The following is a 13,116-nucleotide window of genomic DNA, read 5'->3' as shown; positions in this document are numbered from 1 at the left end:
TCACACCGCCCTGAGCGCTCGGCTATGAGGGGTGGAAAGCTGCGCGGGAACGCGGTCGCTCGCCAGGCACCCCCGTTCAAACCTGACAGCGTGGCGTCTGGTGCCCCGGCGATCCTCGGACTGCACAGTTAGCTCCCGAGTCGTAAGCGCGCCGTACCCAGCGCCGAGCCCCGACCAGCGCGAGGAGAGCACAGTCAGGCGAGACTCGCTTCGCGCCCAATCGCCAAGCACCACGAGTGCTGAACCATGCTCGCGAAGTCTGGCGCCGAGCCGCTCGATATCGGCGGGGGAGACACGGCTGTCGAAGCGCGCGACGACGATTGAGAGCGTCTCGCTGAGCGTGCCTGCGAGGGTGAGTGCGTGCCTGCCCGGATCAGGGATGAGGACGCACCGGTCGAGCGCGACGCCGAGAGAGACTGCTGCCTCGGCGCCGAACGCTGGGCAGCCGAGCACGCCGCACCACGCTCCACCCTGAGACGCCTCCGCGAGGAATGAAAGTGCGAGCTGCCACGACCCCTGCACCGAATAGGCGGACCCGGCGCGCAACGCACCACCTGGCAGCAACGACCGCAACCCGTGCGCGGTGGGGAGGGCGCGCTCGTCGATCCGCAGCGGCTGCATCTCGCTGATGCGCTGCCGCAGATCTGGGAGTGACGCCGCGGAACTCATGCGACCATATTCGAACATATGTTCGAATAGGTCAAGCTGAGGTTTGTGGTGCCCGCGTGTCGGCGAACCAGCCTAAGATGGAGGGGATGAATGAGGACGATCTTGAGGAATACGAACGCGATGCAGAGCTGGCGCTGTTTCGCGAATATCGCGACATTGCGAGTCAGTTCCGATACGTAGTCGAGACCGAGCGCCGCTTCTACCTCGCAAACGAGGTGGACCTCAAGCGGAACGACGCGGGCAACGATTTCTACTTCGAGCTCACCATGGGTGACGTGTGGGTGTGGGACGTGTACCGTTCTGACCGCTTCGTGAAGTCGGTGCGCGTGCTCACGTTCAAGGATGTCAACGTTGAAGAGCTCTCAACCCGCGAGCTGAAGTTGCCGCAGGAGCTGTCGATCGACGACTAGGTAGCTGCTGGGTGCCGTCTTTGGCTGTCGACTAGCTGTCGCCGACGTTTACCCACTAAAGCCCCGGAACCCCTTGTGGGTGCCGGGGTTTTGTGTTCCCGGAATGTGTTGCGCCGCGTCGCGTGTGCTGTCCCGCGGGGTGCGTCTGGGTTGACAATCGCTCACGCGCGTTGCAAAATGTTCGCAGAGAGAAAAATGTTTCTCAGAACGAACACAAGGGAGTGTTGTTGAAGATGACCCACAGCGACGACTATCGCGGAGCCACCGCGTCGCTCCAGGCGGCTTTCGCATGAGCGATAGCGCAGTCTTTCACCGTGACTTCGGCGCAGACTACCCGCTGATTGCGAGCGCTCAGGGAAGCTACCTCTACGCTGAAGACGGTACGGAATACCTCGACGGAAGCTCGGGCGCCGTGGCCGCAAATCTCGGCCATGGGATTACCGAGATCGCTGACGCCATGCATGAGCAGGCGTTGCGGGTGGGATTCGCGCACACGCTCCGGTTCGAGACCGCAGCACTCCGTGACGCTGCGGCACGTATCCAAAGCCTCGCGCCAGAAGGATTGACTCGCGTGTTCTTTGCTAGCGGGGGATCCGAGGCAAACGAATCAGCGTTTAAGCTCGCGCGCCAGTACCACCTGAGTCGTGGCGAGGGCAGCCGCCACCTGGTCATCGGTATGTGGGATAACTACCACGGCAATACACTCGGGGCGCTCGCGGTTGGAGGAGACGCTTCGCGGCGGCAGCATTACGCCCCCATGCTCCCGCGCAGTCTGAGGCTGCCGAGTTGGCGTGACAGTGTGGACCCGATGGCACCGGCCATTGCGCTCGAGAAGCTCGTACGTAGCGAAGGCGCAGAGAACATCTCAGCGCTCATCCTTGAGCCATTCGTTGGAAGTCAGCTCGGCGCGTTCGAACCCGAGCATGAGGCGCTGCGCAGGATCGCAGAGACCTGCCGCGCACACGGTATCGTGCTGATCGCCGATGAAGTGATGACGGGCTTCGGGCGCTGTGGCACGAATTTCGCCGTTGAGCGCTCGGGAATCGTTCCCGACCTCATGACCTTCGGCAAAGGTGTCACTGGAGGCTACGCGCCCCTCTCGGGGGTGATCGTTTCCGAGCCCATCGTGCAGGAAATACGCGACTCGGGTGGTGTATTCCACCACGGGTACACCTACAGTGGTCACCCTGTTGCCGCCGCTGCTGCCGCAGCCGCACTGCGGTTCTACTCGGAACATGACGTGCTCGCAAACGTCGCCCTGCGGGGTGCGGAGCTGCGTTCGGGGCTCGAGGAAACCGCGGCGCGTTACCCAGAGGTTGTTACCGAGGTCCGAGGAGCGGGGCTATTGCTCGCGCTCGAACTCTCGCCCGCACTCACCTCCTGTGGCGGGGCGAACGCACTCAACCGAGAAGCGATGGCGCGGGGGCTCGTGCTCTACCCCGGTGCTTCAACGCGTGCGGACAGTAAAGGAAACACTACCGTCGTGCCGCACCTGCTCGTTGCCCCGCCGCTCACTGCCACACCCGAGGAGATCGCAGAGCTGCTCTCTCGGCTCGACAGAGCGCTGCGAGCTCACACCGACTAGCCATCACAACCAGCCGCCATTCGTGCGCGGGGCTACCCGTGCCCGGTCATGTGGCGCGCCACTTTTACCGCACACCGCCTGAACCTACAGACGCATCAAAGGAGAAACGAAGTATGTTCCTGAACAAGAAAACCAAGATCCTCGGCCTCGTCGGCATGATCTCTGCTGCGGCACTGCTCGCGGGCTGCAGCTCCGGCGGCAGCAAAGATGCCCTTGACCGGGTCGAATCCAGTGGCACGCTGCGGGTCGGCATTGAAGGCGCCTACCCACCGTTTAACTCGTTCGATTCAAGTAACGAACTCGTTGGATTCGATGTTGACATCAGCAACGCGATCGCTGGGCGGCTTGACGCGAAAGCCGAGTTCGTGCCGACCCCATGGGACAGCATCATCGGCGGCCTCAACGCTGGCAAGTACGAGATCGTGATTTCAAGTCTCACCATTACGGACGAGCGCGCACAGAAGGTCGACTTCAGCGACCCGTACTACCACACGGGCACGCAGGTCTTCGCGCCAGAGGGGAACACTATCGCGAGTACCGACGACCTCGCCGGGCTCAATATCGGAGTGACCCTCGGCACTACGTTCGAAGACATGGCGCTCGAGCGTGGCGCACAGGTCACGACCTACAAGTCTGATCAGCTCGCGATGGAGGATCTGTCGAACGGTCGTATCGACGGCGTCATCACCGATGGTCCGGTCGGGCTCGCAATCGTCTCAGCTCGCGGCTACAACATCGTCACTGTCGGTGATCGAATCAGCAACCCCGCCGCTGGTATCGCTGTCGACAAGAACCAAGAGAATCTGCTCAAGGCAGTCAACGATGCGCTCGCTGACATGCAGCAAGACGGTACCTACGAGGAGATCAGCACGAAGTGGTTCGGCGCGGACATTCGCTAACCCCATCACGCTAGTCACGAACAGAGAGCAAACGAAGAATGGACTTCACGCTTGTCGCCCCGTACCTGGGGTTCCTCGCGCAGGCAGCATGGATCACGATCCTTATCTCGATCCTGTCGCTCGCGCTTGGCTTGATCCTCGGCCTCGTGGCTGCGGTGATGAAACTCAGCGGTATCAAACCGCTTGTCTGGCTTGTCGACCTGTACGTCTGGGTGTTCCGGGGCACACCGGTGCTGGTGCAGCTCTTCCTGATCTACTTTGGTCTGCCTCAGCTCGGCATTGAGCTTGGGGCGTTCCTCTCCTCGATCCTTGGCCTTGGTATCAACGCTGGTGCCTACATTGCCGAGATCCTCCGCGGTGGCCTGCAGGCCGTGCCGAAGGGGCAGCTTGAGGCGGCATCGTCGCTCGGAATGACACGGCGAAAGGTGCTCTGGCGGATCGTGCTCCCGCAAGCGTTCCGCATCAGTGTACCCGCGCTCGGCAACCAGGCGGTGTCGATGATTAAGGACTCGTCACTCGCCTCACTCGTGACCGTGAGCGAGCTCATGATGGTTGCGCAGCGCTTCGCAGCATCGAACTTCGCGTTCATGGAGTTCTATCTCACTGTGGCTGCGATCTACCTGATTCTCACGACAGTGATGTCAATGTTCCTCACCCGGCTCGAGAAGCGAATGGCGGTGTCAGACCGATGACCACGACAGCAACAACCGACTGCATGATCGACATGCAAGATATTCACAAGTGCTTTGGCGATCTCGAAGTGCTGAAGGGCGTGAGCCTGCAGGTACGGCGCGGAGAGGTCGTCGCGCTCATTGGGGCATCCGGCTCGGGCAAGAGCACGCTCCTGCGGTGCACCAACCACCTCGAGGAGCCCACATCCGGAGTCATCTCGGTGCTCGGCCAGCCCGTTGACGGGAAGAACGAGAACATTCTCAGGGTGCGCCGCACCGTCGGCATGGTGTTCCAGCAGTTCAACCTGTTTCCCCACAAGACGGTGCTTGAAAATGTCATTGAAGCGCCGATGCAGGTGCTCGGCGTTAAGAAGGCAGCGGCAACGGAGCAGGCACTTGTGCTCCTGGAACGTGTCGGGCTTGCCGAGAAGGCGGGCGTCTATCCGCACAAGCTCTCAGGCGGGCAGCAGCAGCGCGTCGCGATCGCGCGGGCGCTCGCGATGAACCCGCAGGCGATGCTGTTCGACGAGCCCACGAGCGCGCTCGACCCCGAGCTGCGCGGCGAGGTGTTGAAGGTCATGAAGGACCTCGCGAGCGCGGGGATGACGATGCTCATCGTCACGCACGAGATGTCGTTTGCCCGCGACGTCGCCGACCGTGTGGTCTTCATGGCCGATGGAGTTGTCGAGGAAGAGGGCGTTCCCTCCGAGCTCTTCGATCGCCCGAAGAGTAGCAAGCTGCAGTCCTTCCTCAGGCACGTCGCATGAGCGGGGGCATCGTGAACACCCAGTTCAGAGGCGGCGCCTGGCATCCGGGAACCGGTGAGGGCACGACCGAGACCGTAAACCCTGCGACGGGCATGCAGCTCGCGGTGTACAAACAAGCGGGCAGGGAGGATCTTGGGCTCGCGCTCGACGCCCTCCGTGACGCGGTGGCCCCGTGGCAGCGCCTTCCGCTCACGGAGCGCCAACGGGTCCTGGAGCAGGTCGCAGCTGAGATCGAGCGCGACGGCGAGCGGATCGCGCGGCAGATGACACTCGAGATGGGGAAAACACTCGCTGAGTCCCGCGGTGAGGTCGGAGTGTTCGCGAGCACCTGCAGGTGGTTCGCGCACGAGGCTGGCCGTGCGCTCGGGCAAGTGCTCCCGTCGGCCGATGGTACGCGCTTCATCCACACGAGGAGAAAGCCTGTCGGCGTTGTCGCGTGTATCACCCCCTGGAACTTCCCGATCGCGCTCGCAGGCTACAAGATCTTCGCGGCGCTCGCCGTCGGTAACGTTGTGCTCTGGAAACCCGCGCAGCAGGTGAACGGCACGGCGGTACTCGTGACCGAGGCTTTCGAGCGGGCCGGCATCGGGGACGCCTTCGCGCTGCTCGGCGCCTGCACCGGGGAGCTCGCCTCGGAGGCGATTGGGGACGAGCGCGTTGATGCGGTCTCCTTCACCGGTTCCACCGAGGTTGGCACGCAGATTTCGCAGCGCGTCGCATCGACGCTCACCCCGTGCTCACTCGAACTCGGCGGGAAGAACGCGGCCGTGGTGCTTGCAGACGCGGATCTAGACCTCGCAGCGCGCGAGATCGTGCGCAGCGGGTTCCTTACGAGCGGCCAGCGCTGCACCGCGACGAGCAGGATCGTTGTCGTCGCTGAGGTCGCTGACGAGCTGATTGCGCGCGTTGCCGACGGAATCCGTGCGCTCACCCTGGGCGACGGCGCCGACGCGGACGTCGATATGGGCCCCGTTGCCACTGCCGCGCAACTCGCGGGCGTGGAGAGCGCCGTGAGGGGCGCTGTCTCGGACGGGGCGAGCGTCGTCGTCGGAGGCGCAAGGCCTGACGGCCTGCCCGCAGAAGGTTTCTTCTACCTGCCGACGCTGCTCGACGGCGTAACCCGCGAGCACGCGATCGCGCGAAGGGAAGTCTTCGGCCCGGTGATCGCGGTGATCAGGGTCGCTGATGCCACAGAGGCTTTCGCCGTTGCGAACGACACCGACTACGGTCTCTCGACATCGGTGTTCACGCGCAGCCTTGGTGCGACTTTTACCGCGCTCGACGACATTGATAGCGGCCTTATCTATGTGAATCGCGGCACGAGCTCGGCCGAGCTCGGCGTGCCCTTCGGTGGCACCGGGATGTCGGGCAACGGGCACCGCGAGGTCTCTGAGCACGGCTTTGAATTCATGACCGAGCTCGTGTCCGTCTACATCGACCCGCAGACCATGGAGCAGTGATGACTGAAGAAAACCGCATGACGCTGCTCACCCTCGACCCTCTGAACGCCGACCTCGAGCAAGGTGACCGCGCGCTACACGATTACGAAGCCGTGAGCGAGGCCCTTCGCGGTGCCCCGATTGAGGGGCTCGACGGGCTCCGCGTCTTGATTATTGGCGGGGGGATCGTCGGCCTCATGTCCGCGTACTACGCGAGCGAGGCCGGAGCCGATGTCACTGTGCTCGAATCACGCGCCCTCGGGGGCGCCGCCTCGGGCCGTAACGCTGGCGGCATCTACGCCAACGGCCGCGACATCGGCGAGGTCGCCCTCGCCAGGGTCTCGATGGACCTCTGGGAGGAACTCGGTGAGCGCGGACTCGATGTGAAGTTCCGGCGAAAGGGTCACACGATCGTCGCGATGAACGGCACCGAGCTGTCTCTGTTGCAGCGAGCGCGCGACATCTACGAGCGAGCGGGCGTGCCGATCGAGCTGCGCGAGGGGAGTGAAGCCGTCGCAGAGCTGCCACTCGTCAACCCCGGTATCGCGGGCGCTCTGTTCTCCCCGTACGACGGGCAGGGATACCCGTTCACCGCGACCACGTCGCTGCGCGAGGCTGTCGTCAGCCGAGGCGGAACGGTCGAGACGTTCGCGCCCGTGGAGCGGCTCATCGAGCGTCAGGGGAGGGTCACTGGTGTGTCGACCGCGAACGCCTCATACGAAGCGGATGTCGTGCTCATCGCCGCGGGCCCGTGGACGACAGAGCTTGGGTGGCAGGTCGGGGCCGAGCTGCCTGTGCGGCCGCGCCGCTCACAACTCACCGCGACTGAACGACTGCCGGTGAAGGGTGATTTCCCATTCGTCTCTGGAAACCGGGTGTATGCCAGGCAGACCCACGCAGACAACATCCTGATCGGGGGTGGCGGGCCTTGGGAAGAGAACGGATACCACACGACCACAACCAGGCAGGCGCTCGACGTCTATGGCACGTATATGACAGAGATGTTCCCGGGGCTTTCGCGCGTTCCGATCATCCGTGCTTTCGCCGGGACTGTTGAGCTCACCCCCGACCACTACCCGCTCCTCGGCAAAGTCCCAGGGGTGCCCGGTCTCTGGGTGAGCGCCGGCTACAACGGCCACGGCTTCGGTCTGTCAGCTGCCGCTGGCCGCATGTTTGCCGAGCTCCTCAAACACGAGGTGCGCGGCACCGAAACTCCGGCGGCCCTACTGGACGCCCTCACTGACTACGCGCCTGGGCGCTTTGCGAAGAATTGAAGGAGAGCAGCATGAACCACACTGTGTGCCGGTGCGAAGACGTCACCGCGCAAGACATCGCTGACGCTGTGGAGTCGGGCGTCTGCACCGCTCAGGAAGTGAAGTTTCAGACCCGCGCGGGCATGGGGTTCTGTCAGGGCCGCGTCTGCCGCACCGCGGTCGAGGAGCTTCTCGGCCAGGCAGGCATCGCGCCCGAGGTCGGAGGCAGTTCGATGACGGTCCGCCTGCCAGTGCGCCCTACCGCGCTCGGGGACCTGGCGGAGTCGGCGGCCCGGGAAGAGGGTGCAGCATGACCGAACGGATTGAGAATCATCCCGTACTCCCAGAGCCGCCCGCGGCGGACGACGCGAAATTTACCTTCAACGGCGAGTCATACGTGGGGCGCACAGGCGAACCGGTCGCAGCGGCATTGCTCGCAGCGGGCGTGCGCGAGCTGCGTACGTCACCCGTCGCGGGTGAGCCTCGAGGGCTCTATTGCGGGATTGGGCACTGCTACGAATGCCGTCTCTGGCTCGGACCTGACGAGGAGACGGCGGAGCGAGTGCGTGGGTGCCAGGCGCCGCTCAGCGACGGTGACACCTACCGTTCGACGCGGGGGTACGACTCGTGAATGGGGGAGTCATCGAAAACTTTGACAGCGTCGACCTCGTTGTTGTCGGTGGTGGTCCCGCGGGGCTCTCCGCGGCAGCGCGCGCTGCCGAAGGAGGGCTGGCTGTCGTTCTTATCGAAGAGAACCACCAGACCGGTGGCAAGCTGCGCGGCCAGCTTCACCAGGAGAACGACGGCGAGTGGTGGATCGGCTGGACCCTCGCGAACGACCTACTCGCTCGCGTCGAGCGCGCAGGTGTGCGGATCCTCACCGACACCGTTGCCTGGGCCATTGAACCCGGGTGGGTGGTTCGCGCGACCTCGTCACGCGGCGGCGACGCCGCCGAGATTCGCACCCGCGCGGTGCTGATCGCGACCGGTGCGGTCGAGAAGCCGATGCCAGTCGAGGGGTGGACGCTGCCCGGTGTGTTCACGATCGGCGGCGCGCAGATCCTGACCAACACGCACAGAGTGCGGCCCGGCGCGCGAAGCGTCGTCGTCGGAGTCGACCCGCTCTCCCTCACGATTGCGCGCGCAATGAAGCTTGGCGGGGTCGATGTCGACTCAATCGTCCTCCCACCCGTGGAGGTGCCCGATAGTGACCCGCAGAGCACCCTGAAGCGGCTCGGCGGGCTGAGTAAACTCGCGCCGTACTTCTACATGCGCCTCGGCGGCGCGCTCATGGCGATCCCCGGCCTCGCCGCTATCGCCGCGAGGGTGCTCCCGCGCTCGCTTTCGTTATGGGGGATCCCGTTGCGCCTCACCACCCGACTTGTCCGTATCGTCGGCGACGACAGGGTCACCGGTGCTGAGGTGGAGACGGTGCGCGCAAACGGCGATGCTGTGCCCGGGAGTCGGCGCATCATCAGCACGGACTCGGTTTGCCTCTCAAACGGACTCGTGCCACTCAATGACCTCAGCGCCTCCCTGGGCCTCGAATTCGTCACGAGCGACTCCGTTGGGGCGAAGGTCGCTGTGCACTCGGCGACGGGCGCAACCGCGCTGCCGGGCCTCTTCCTGGCGGGAAACACGGTCGGCGTCGAAAGCGCGAAAGTCTCACTGAAGCAGGGAGAGATCGTTGCGGGTGAGATTCTCGCAACCCTCGGGAATTCCCCGTTCGAGACGCGGGAAACGGAGCTCGGCGAACTGCGCCAGCTGCGCGCCGAGAGTGAATTCACCTTCGAGCCCGCTATCCAGCAGGGCCACGACGAGATTGCGGCCCTTTTCACCCAGCGACAGGAGGCACCTCTGCCGTAACAGCGCTTCGCTGAACCGGCAGAGTGACGCAGATCATGGAACAGATGACAGCACCAGGCAGTGGGCAGCAGCCCGCGAGCGCCCCGCGCATTGGGGTCGCCTTCTTCTATCACGAGTCACACTCGTTTAGCCCGATCACGACTGACCTCGCGGCGTTCGAAGCTGAGGATCATCACGAGGGCGACCGCCTCATCGACGTCTACTCGGGGACGCAGACAGAACTCGGCGGATTCCTCGACGTGCTCGGCGCCCACGGGGCGACTCCGGTGCCGCTCATTGCAGCAGCAGCGATGCCCGCTGGCACCGTCACGGCTGGGGCATACGCGACGCTGCTGCGAGAGTTTGAACTCGCACTTCGGCGAGCGGTCGCCGACAGCCCGCTCGATGGCCTGTTGCTCGCGCTGCACGGCTCCATGGTGTCTGAGACTGAGCAAGATCCAGAGGGCGCGATCGTCGAACTCGCCCGCGCTATCGTCGGCGCTGACGCACAGATCGCGGTCACCTTTGATCTTCACGCGAACGTCAGCGGCACGCCGGCGGAGTGCGGGGCGCTCATCTTCGGGTACCACACCTACCCACACATCGACATGTACGATCAGGGCGTGCGGGCCGCGAGTGCCCTGCTTGACGCGCTTGCAGGGGAGCCGCTCACAGTGCGCACCGTGCGACTTCCGATGCTGCTGCGGAGCATCAACATGCGAACGGACGAAGGGCCCATGGCCGACGTCGTACGGTTCGCACAGGCTCGTGAGACCGGCGGCGTGCGTGCGGTCAGCCCGCACGCAGGCTTTCCCTACGCAGACACACGCTGCTCGGGCGCTGCTGTGAGCGTCGTTGCGGCTGACCCATCCGAGGCAGAGCGAGTTGCCCAAGAAGTGGCCGAGTACTTCTGGGCGCAGCGCGATCGCTACCAGGTCGACGTCGCGGCGATCCCTCAGGCGCTCGCGGCGGCGCGCGACGCGATCGCCTCGGGTGAAACCCCCGTCGTGCTTGCCGATGTCGCCGACAACCCCCAGTCGGGCGGCAGCGCAGACACAACGGGGCTCCTCCGTGAGGTGTTCGCCGCAGATCTCGGCACCGTGCTCATGTCGGCGATCTGCGACGATGACGTGGTTCGAGCTGCTCGTTCGGCGGGTATCGGGGCTGTGCTCGAGACGCAACTCGCCGGGAAAGCCTCCACGGAGTTTGGCGCGTCGCTCACAGTCACGGCGGAGGTGCTTGCGGCGACCGATGGCGTCTACGTGAACGATGGGCCGTTCAACGCGGGGCTCTCTGTCGACACAGGTGGCGCTGCGTGGCTGCGGCTGCGCAGCGTCGACGGCCACCCTGTCTCGGCTACTGCCGACGTTGTTGTCACGGGCCGCCCGATCACCGCGAACGACCCGGCGCTGTACCGTCACCTTGGTGTCGATCCGACGGCGTACGACGTGCTCGCATGGAAGGTGAAGAACCACTTCCGTGCGGCCTTCGAGCCTATCGTTGGACGTATCATTCCTGTTGATGCTCCCGGGCCCGCGCAAACCGACTTCACCGCGCTGAGGTTTCGTCACACCGACACCGCGGCCTGGCCGTTTGAAGACGACCGTGTACTCGGCACCCTCACTTGTCACGAGCCCTGCATCGGAGCCGTGCGGCCGTTTACGATTCGCCCGGCGACTCACGAAGACCTGCCAGACATTGCCGAGTTTCACGTCGCGGTCTGGCAAGAAGCGTACGCGGGGCTCATGGACTCTGACTTCCTGCGGGCTCTCACCCCCGAACGGCGGCTCCCGGAGTGGGAAAACGCGCTTGAGCGAGCACCCGGCTACCAAATCCTGGTCGCGCACTCCGCATCAGGAGTGTTTCTTGGATTCGGGTCGGCACACCGGCACGACGACGCGGGGCCCCTCGGCCTCGAGCTGCACACGCTCAACCTCACTCCGGAGGCGCGCGGCACCGGGCTCGCGGCAGCACTCATCGACCGGTTGCTCGGTGATGAGCCCGCGTTTGCCTGGGTCGTCGACGGAAACGCGCGGGCGTTTGAGTTCTACAGGAAGGTCGGCTTCGAACCGACTGACGACCGCCGCCCCGACGATGAGAGTCGGGTTGATGACATTCGAGTGGTGAGGGGTGCGCGATGATTAACAAGACAGTACCTACGATTGCCGACGCGGTCGCGGGCATCTTTGACGGTGCAACGGTGATGATCGGCGGCTTCGGACGCGCTGGGCAGCCTGTGGAGCTTATCGACGCCCTCATTGAACAGGGGGCGAAAGACCTCACCGTTGTGAACAACAACGCCGGGAACGGCGATGTCGGGCTCGCCGCGCTTCTCGCAACGGGGCGGGTACGGAAGATCGTCTGCTCGTTCCCGCGGCAGCACGACTCGTGGGTCTTTGACAGGCTCTACCGGTCAGGTGAGCTCGAGCTCGAACTCGTGCCGCAGGGCAATCTTGCTGAGCGCATCCGTGCGGCTGGCGCGGGGGTGGGAGCGTTCTACACCCCAACGGCGGTTGGGACCGAGCTCGCAGAGGGGCGAGAAACCCGTGAGATCGGAGGGCGAACGTACCTGCTTGAGTACCCGATCCGGGCTGATTTCGCGCTCATCAGTGGCCTTTCGGCTGACCGCTGGGGCAATGTTGTCTACCGTGAGACCGCACGAAACTTCGGCCCTATCATGGCTGCTGCTGCGACCGTGTCGATCGCTCAGGTTGATGAGATTGTGCCCCTGGGTGCGCTCGACCCGGAAGCGATTGTGACGCCGGGGATCTTCGTCGACAGGGTCGTCGCACTCGGCGAACGCGAGTGGCTGCGCGGCGGCGAGTTCGCTGGCGGTGTTGACATCGACGGGGTCCCGCTTCGAGCGCCCGGACACGACACGAAGGAGTTCGCAAATGTACTCGCGAATTAGTCGGCAAGACCTCGCCGCAAAGATTGCCCTTGACATTCCCGACGGCGCATACGTGAACCTCGGGATCGGCGCACCAACGCTCGTTGCGAACTACCTCCCGAAGGACCGCGAGATCATCCTGCACACTGAGAACGGGATGCTCGGGATGGGTGGGGCGCCAGAGCCCGCACGTATCGATCCTGACCTCATCAACGCGGGCAAGCAGCCCGTTACCGCGGTGCCGGGTGCCTCGTACTTCCATCACGCCGACTCATTCGCGATGATGCGGGGCGGCCACCTAGACGTGTGTGTGCTCGGCGCGTTTCAGGTTGCCGAGAACGGTGACCTCGCAAACTGGTCGACGGGGGCGCCCGACGCAATCCCTGCAATAGGCGGCGCGATGGATCTCGCGATCGGAGCGAAGTCCGTCTACGTGATGACTGACCTGCTGACGAAGCAGGGCGCGCCGAAACTGGTTGAGAGTTGCGATTACCCTCTGACCGGGGTCGGGTGCGTCACGCGTGTCTACACCGACCATGCCGTGTTCGATGTGACCGAGACCGGTTTCGCTGTGCGTGAGTTGTTCGGCAACAACACCGTTGACGGGCTCGCTGAGCTCACCGGGCTGACGCTTACTGAAGCGTAGCCGCACCACCCGCCACGCAGTGACTCACCCTCCCACCACTGA

Annotated in this window: 14 protein-coding genes; 13 read left to right on the top strand and 1 reads right to left on the bottom strand. The window is 64.4% G+C overall.

The window, feature by feature from the left end:
* Positions 1-669, bottom strand: a complete 669-nt coding sequence (locus tag KI794_RS10065) for a hypothetical protein (protein WP_255808010.1) — start codon at positions 667-669, stop codon at positions 1-3.
* 86 nt (positions 670-755) lie between these two features.
* Here KI794_RS10065 and KI794_RS10060 point away from each other — a divergent pair, with 86 nt between their 5' ends.
* The 13 genes from KI794_RS10060 to KI794_RS10000 all read left to right on the top strand — a co-directional run bounded on the left by KI794_RS10060 (position 756) and on the right by KI794_RS10000 (position 13,074).
* Positions 756-1,079, top strand: a complete 324-nt coding sequence (locus KI794_RS10060; RefSeq protein WP_119284152.1) for a DUF2469 domain-containing protein — start codon at positions 756-758, stop codon at positions 1,077-1,079.
* A 289-nt stretch (positions 1,080-1,368) separates the two neighbouring features.
* Entirely contained in the window at positions 1,369-2,664 is a 1,296-nt protein-coding gene (locus KI794_RS10055) for an aminotransferase family protein (RefSeq protein WP_119284151.1), read from the top strand.
* A 113-nt stretch (positions 2,665-2,777) separates the two neighbouring features.
* On the top strand, positions 2,778-3,563 hold the full coding sequence (locus KI794_RS10050) for a transporter substrate-binding domain-containing protein (RefSeq protein WP_119284150.1): 786 nt from the start codon (positions 2,778-2,780) through the stop codon (positions 3,561-3,563).
* Between the two features lie 38 nt (positions 3,564-3,601).
* Complete coding sequence (locus KI794_RS10045; protein WP_119284149.1) at positions 3,602-4,255, top strand: amino acid ABC transporter permease; 654 nt, start codon at positions 3,602-3,604, stop codon at positions 4,253-4,255.
* Positions 4,252-5,001 carry an amino acid ABC transporter ATP-binding protein gene (locus KI794_RS10040; RefSeq protein WP_304941389.1) on the top strand — a complete coding sequence of 250 codons (750 nt, stop codon included), beginning with the start codon at positions 4,252-4,254 and terminating at the stop codon, positions 4,999-5,001. The genes KI794_RS10045 and KI794_RS10040 overlap by 4 nt, the downstream gene beginning before the upstream one ends.
* Positions 4,998-6,461, top strand: a complete 1,464-nt coding sequence (locus tag KI794_RS10035; protein WP_119284148.1) for an aldehyde dehydrogenase family protein — start codon at positions 4,998-5,000, stop codon at positions 6,459-6,461. Before KI794_RS10040 ends, KI794_RS10035 begins: the two co-directional genes overlap by 4 nt.
* Positions 6,461-7,714 carry an NAD(P)/FAD-dependent oxidoreductase gene (locus tag KI794_RS10030; protein ID WP_119284147.1) on the top strand — a complete coding sequence of 418 codons (1,254 nt, stop codon included), beginning with the start codon at positions 6,461-6,463 and terminating at the stop codon, positions 7,712-7,714. The genes KI794_RS10035 and KI794_RS10030 overlap by 1 nt, the downstream gene beginning before the upstream one ends.
* A gap of 11 nt (positions 7,715-7,725) precedes the next feature.
* A complete protein-coding gene (locus tag KI794_RS10025; protein ID WP_119284146.1) occupies positions 7,726-8,007 on the top strand; it encodes a (2Fe-2S)-binding protein in 282 nt (93 codons plus the stop codon).
* On the top strand, positions 8,004-8,324 hold the full coding sequence (locus KI794_RS10020; protein WP_119284145.1) for a 2Fe-2S iron-sulfur cluster-binding protein: 321 nt from the start codon (positions 8,004-8,006) through the stop codon (positions 8,322-8,324). The genes KI794_RS10025 and KI794_RS10020 overlap by 4 nt, the downstream gene beginning before the upstream one ends.
* A complete protein-coding gene (locus KI794_RS10015) occupies positions 8,321-9,559 on the top strand; it encodes an NAD(P)/FAD-dependent oxidoreductase (RefSeq protein WP_119284144.1) in 1,239 nt (412 codons plus the stop codon). Before KI794_RS10020 ends, KI794_RS10015 begins: the two co-directional genes overlap by 4 nt.
* A gap of 35 nt (positions 9,560-9,594) precedes the next feature.
* Entirely contained in the window at positions 9,595-11,679 is a 2,085-nt protein-coding gene (locus KI794_RS10010; RefSeq protein WP_255808009.1) for a GNAT family N-acetyltransferase, read from the top strand.
* Entirely contained in the window at positions 11,676-12,449 is a 774-nt protein-coding gene (locus KI794_RS10005) for a 3-oxoacid CoA-transferase subunit A (protein WP_255808008.1), read from the top strand. Before KI794_RS10010 ends, KI794_RS10005 begins: the two co-directional genes overlap by 4 nt.
* A complete protein-coding gene (locus KI794_RS10000; protein ID WP_119284141.1) occupies positions 12,433-13,074 on the top strand; it encodes a 3-oxoacid CoA-transferase subunit B in 642 nt (213 codons plus the stop codon). Before KI794_RS10005 ends, KI794_RS10000 begins: the two co-directional genes overlap by 17 nt.
* Positions 13,075-13,116 lie beyond the last annotated feature (42 nt).

Origin of the sequence: Leucobacter aridicollis, assembly GCF_024399335.1 — a bacterium.
Classification (GTDB): domain Bacteria; phylum Actinomycetota; class Actinomycetes; order Actinomycetales; family Microbacteriaceae; genus Leucobacter; species Leucobacter aridicollis_A.
The sequence above is the reverse complement of the archived record's forward strand: the minus strand, read 5'-3'. Positions and strand labels throughout refer to the sequence as shown.

Coding starts and splice junctions, on each gene's coding strand:
- KI794_RS10065 (WP_255808010.1), bottom strand. CDS start 669: ATGAGTTCCGCGGCGTCACTCCCAGATCTGCGGCAGCGCATCAGCGAG.
- KI794_RS10060 (WP_119284152.1), top strand. CDS start 756: ATGAATGAGGACGATCTTGAGGAATACGAACGCGATGCAGAGCTGGCG.
- KI794_RS10055 (WP_119284151.1), top strand. CDS start 1,369: ATGAGCGATAGCGCAGTCTTTCACCGTGACTTCGGCGCAGACTACCCG.
- KI794_RS10050 (WP_119284150.1), top strand. CDS start 2,778: ATGTTCCTGAACAAGAAAACCAAGATCCTCGGCCTCGTCGGCATGATC.
- KI794_RS10045 (WP_119284149.1), top strand. CDS start 3,602: ATGGACTTCACGCTTGTCGCCCCGTACCTGGGGTTCCTCGCGCAGGCA.
- KI794_RS10040 (WP_304941389.1), top strand. CDS start 4,252: ATGACCACGACAGCAACAACCGACTGCATGATCGACATGCAAGATATT.
- KI794_RS10035 (WP_119284148.1), top strand. CDS start 4,998: ATGAGCGGGGGCATCGTGAACACCCAGTTCAGAGGCGGCGCCTGGCAT.
- KI794_RS10030 (WP_119284147.1), top strand. CDS start 6,461: ATGACTGAAGAAAACCGCATGACGCTGCTCACCCTCGACCCTCTGAAC.
- KI794_RS10025 (WP_119284146.1), top strand. CDS start 7,726: ATGAACCACACTGTGTGCCGGTGCGAAGACGTCACCGCGCAAGACATC.
- KI794_RS10020 (WP_119284145.1), top strand. CDS start 8,004: ATGACCGAACGGATTGAGAATCATCCCGTACTCCCAGAGCCGCCCGCG.
- KI794_RS10010 (WP_255808009.1), top strand. CDS start 9,595: ATGGAACAGATGACAGCACCAGGCAGTGGGCAGCAGCCCGCGAGCGCC.
- KI794_RS10005 (WP_255808008.1), top strand. CDS start 11,676: ATGATTAACAAGACAGTACCTACGATTGCCGACGCGGTCGCGGGCATC.
- KI794_RS10000 (WP_119284141.1), top strand. CDS start 12,433: ATGTACTCGCGAATTAGTCGGCAAGACCTCGCCGCAAAGATTGCCCTT.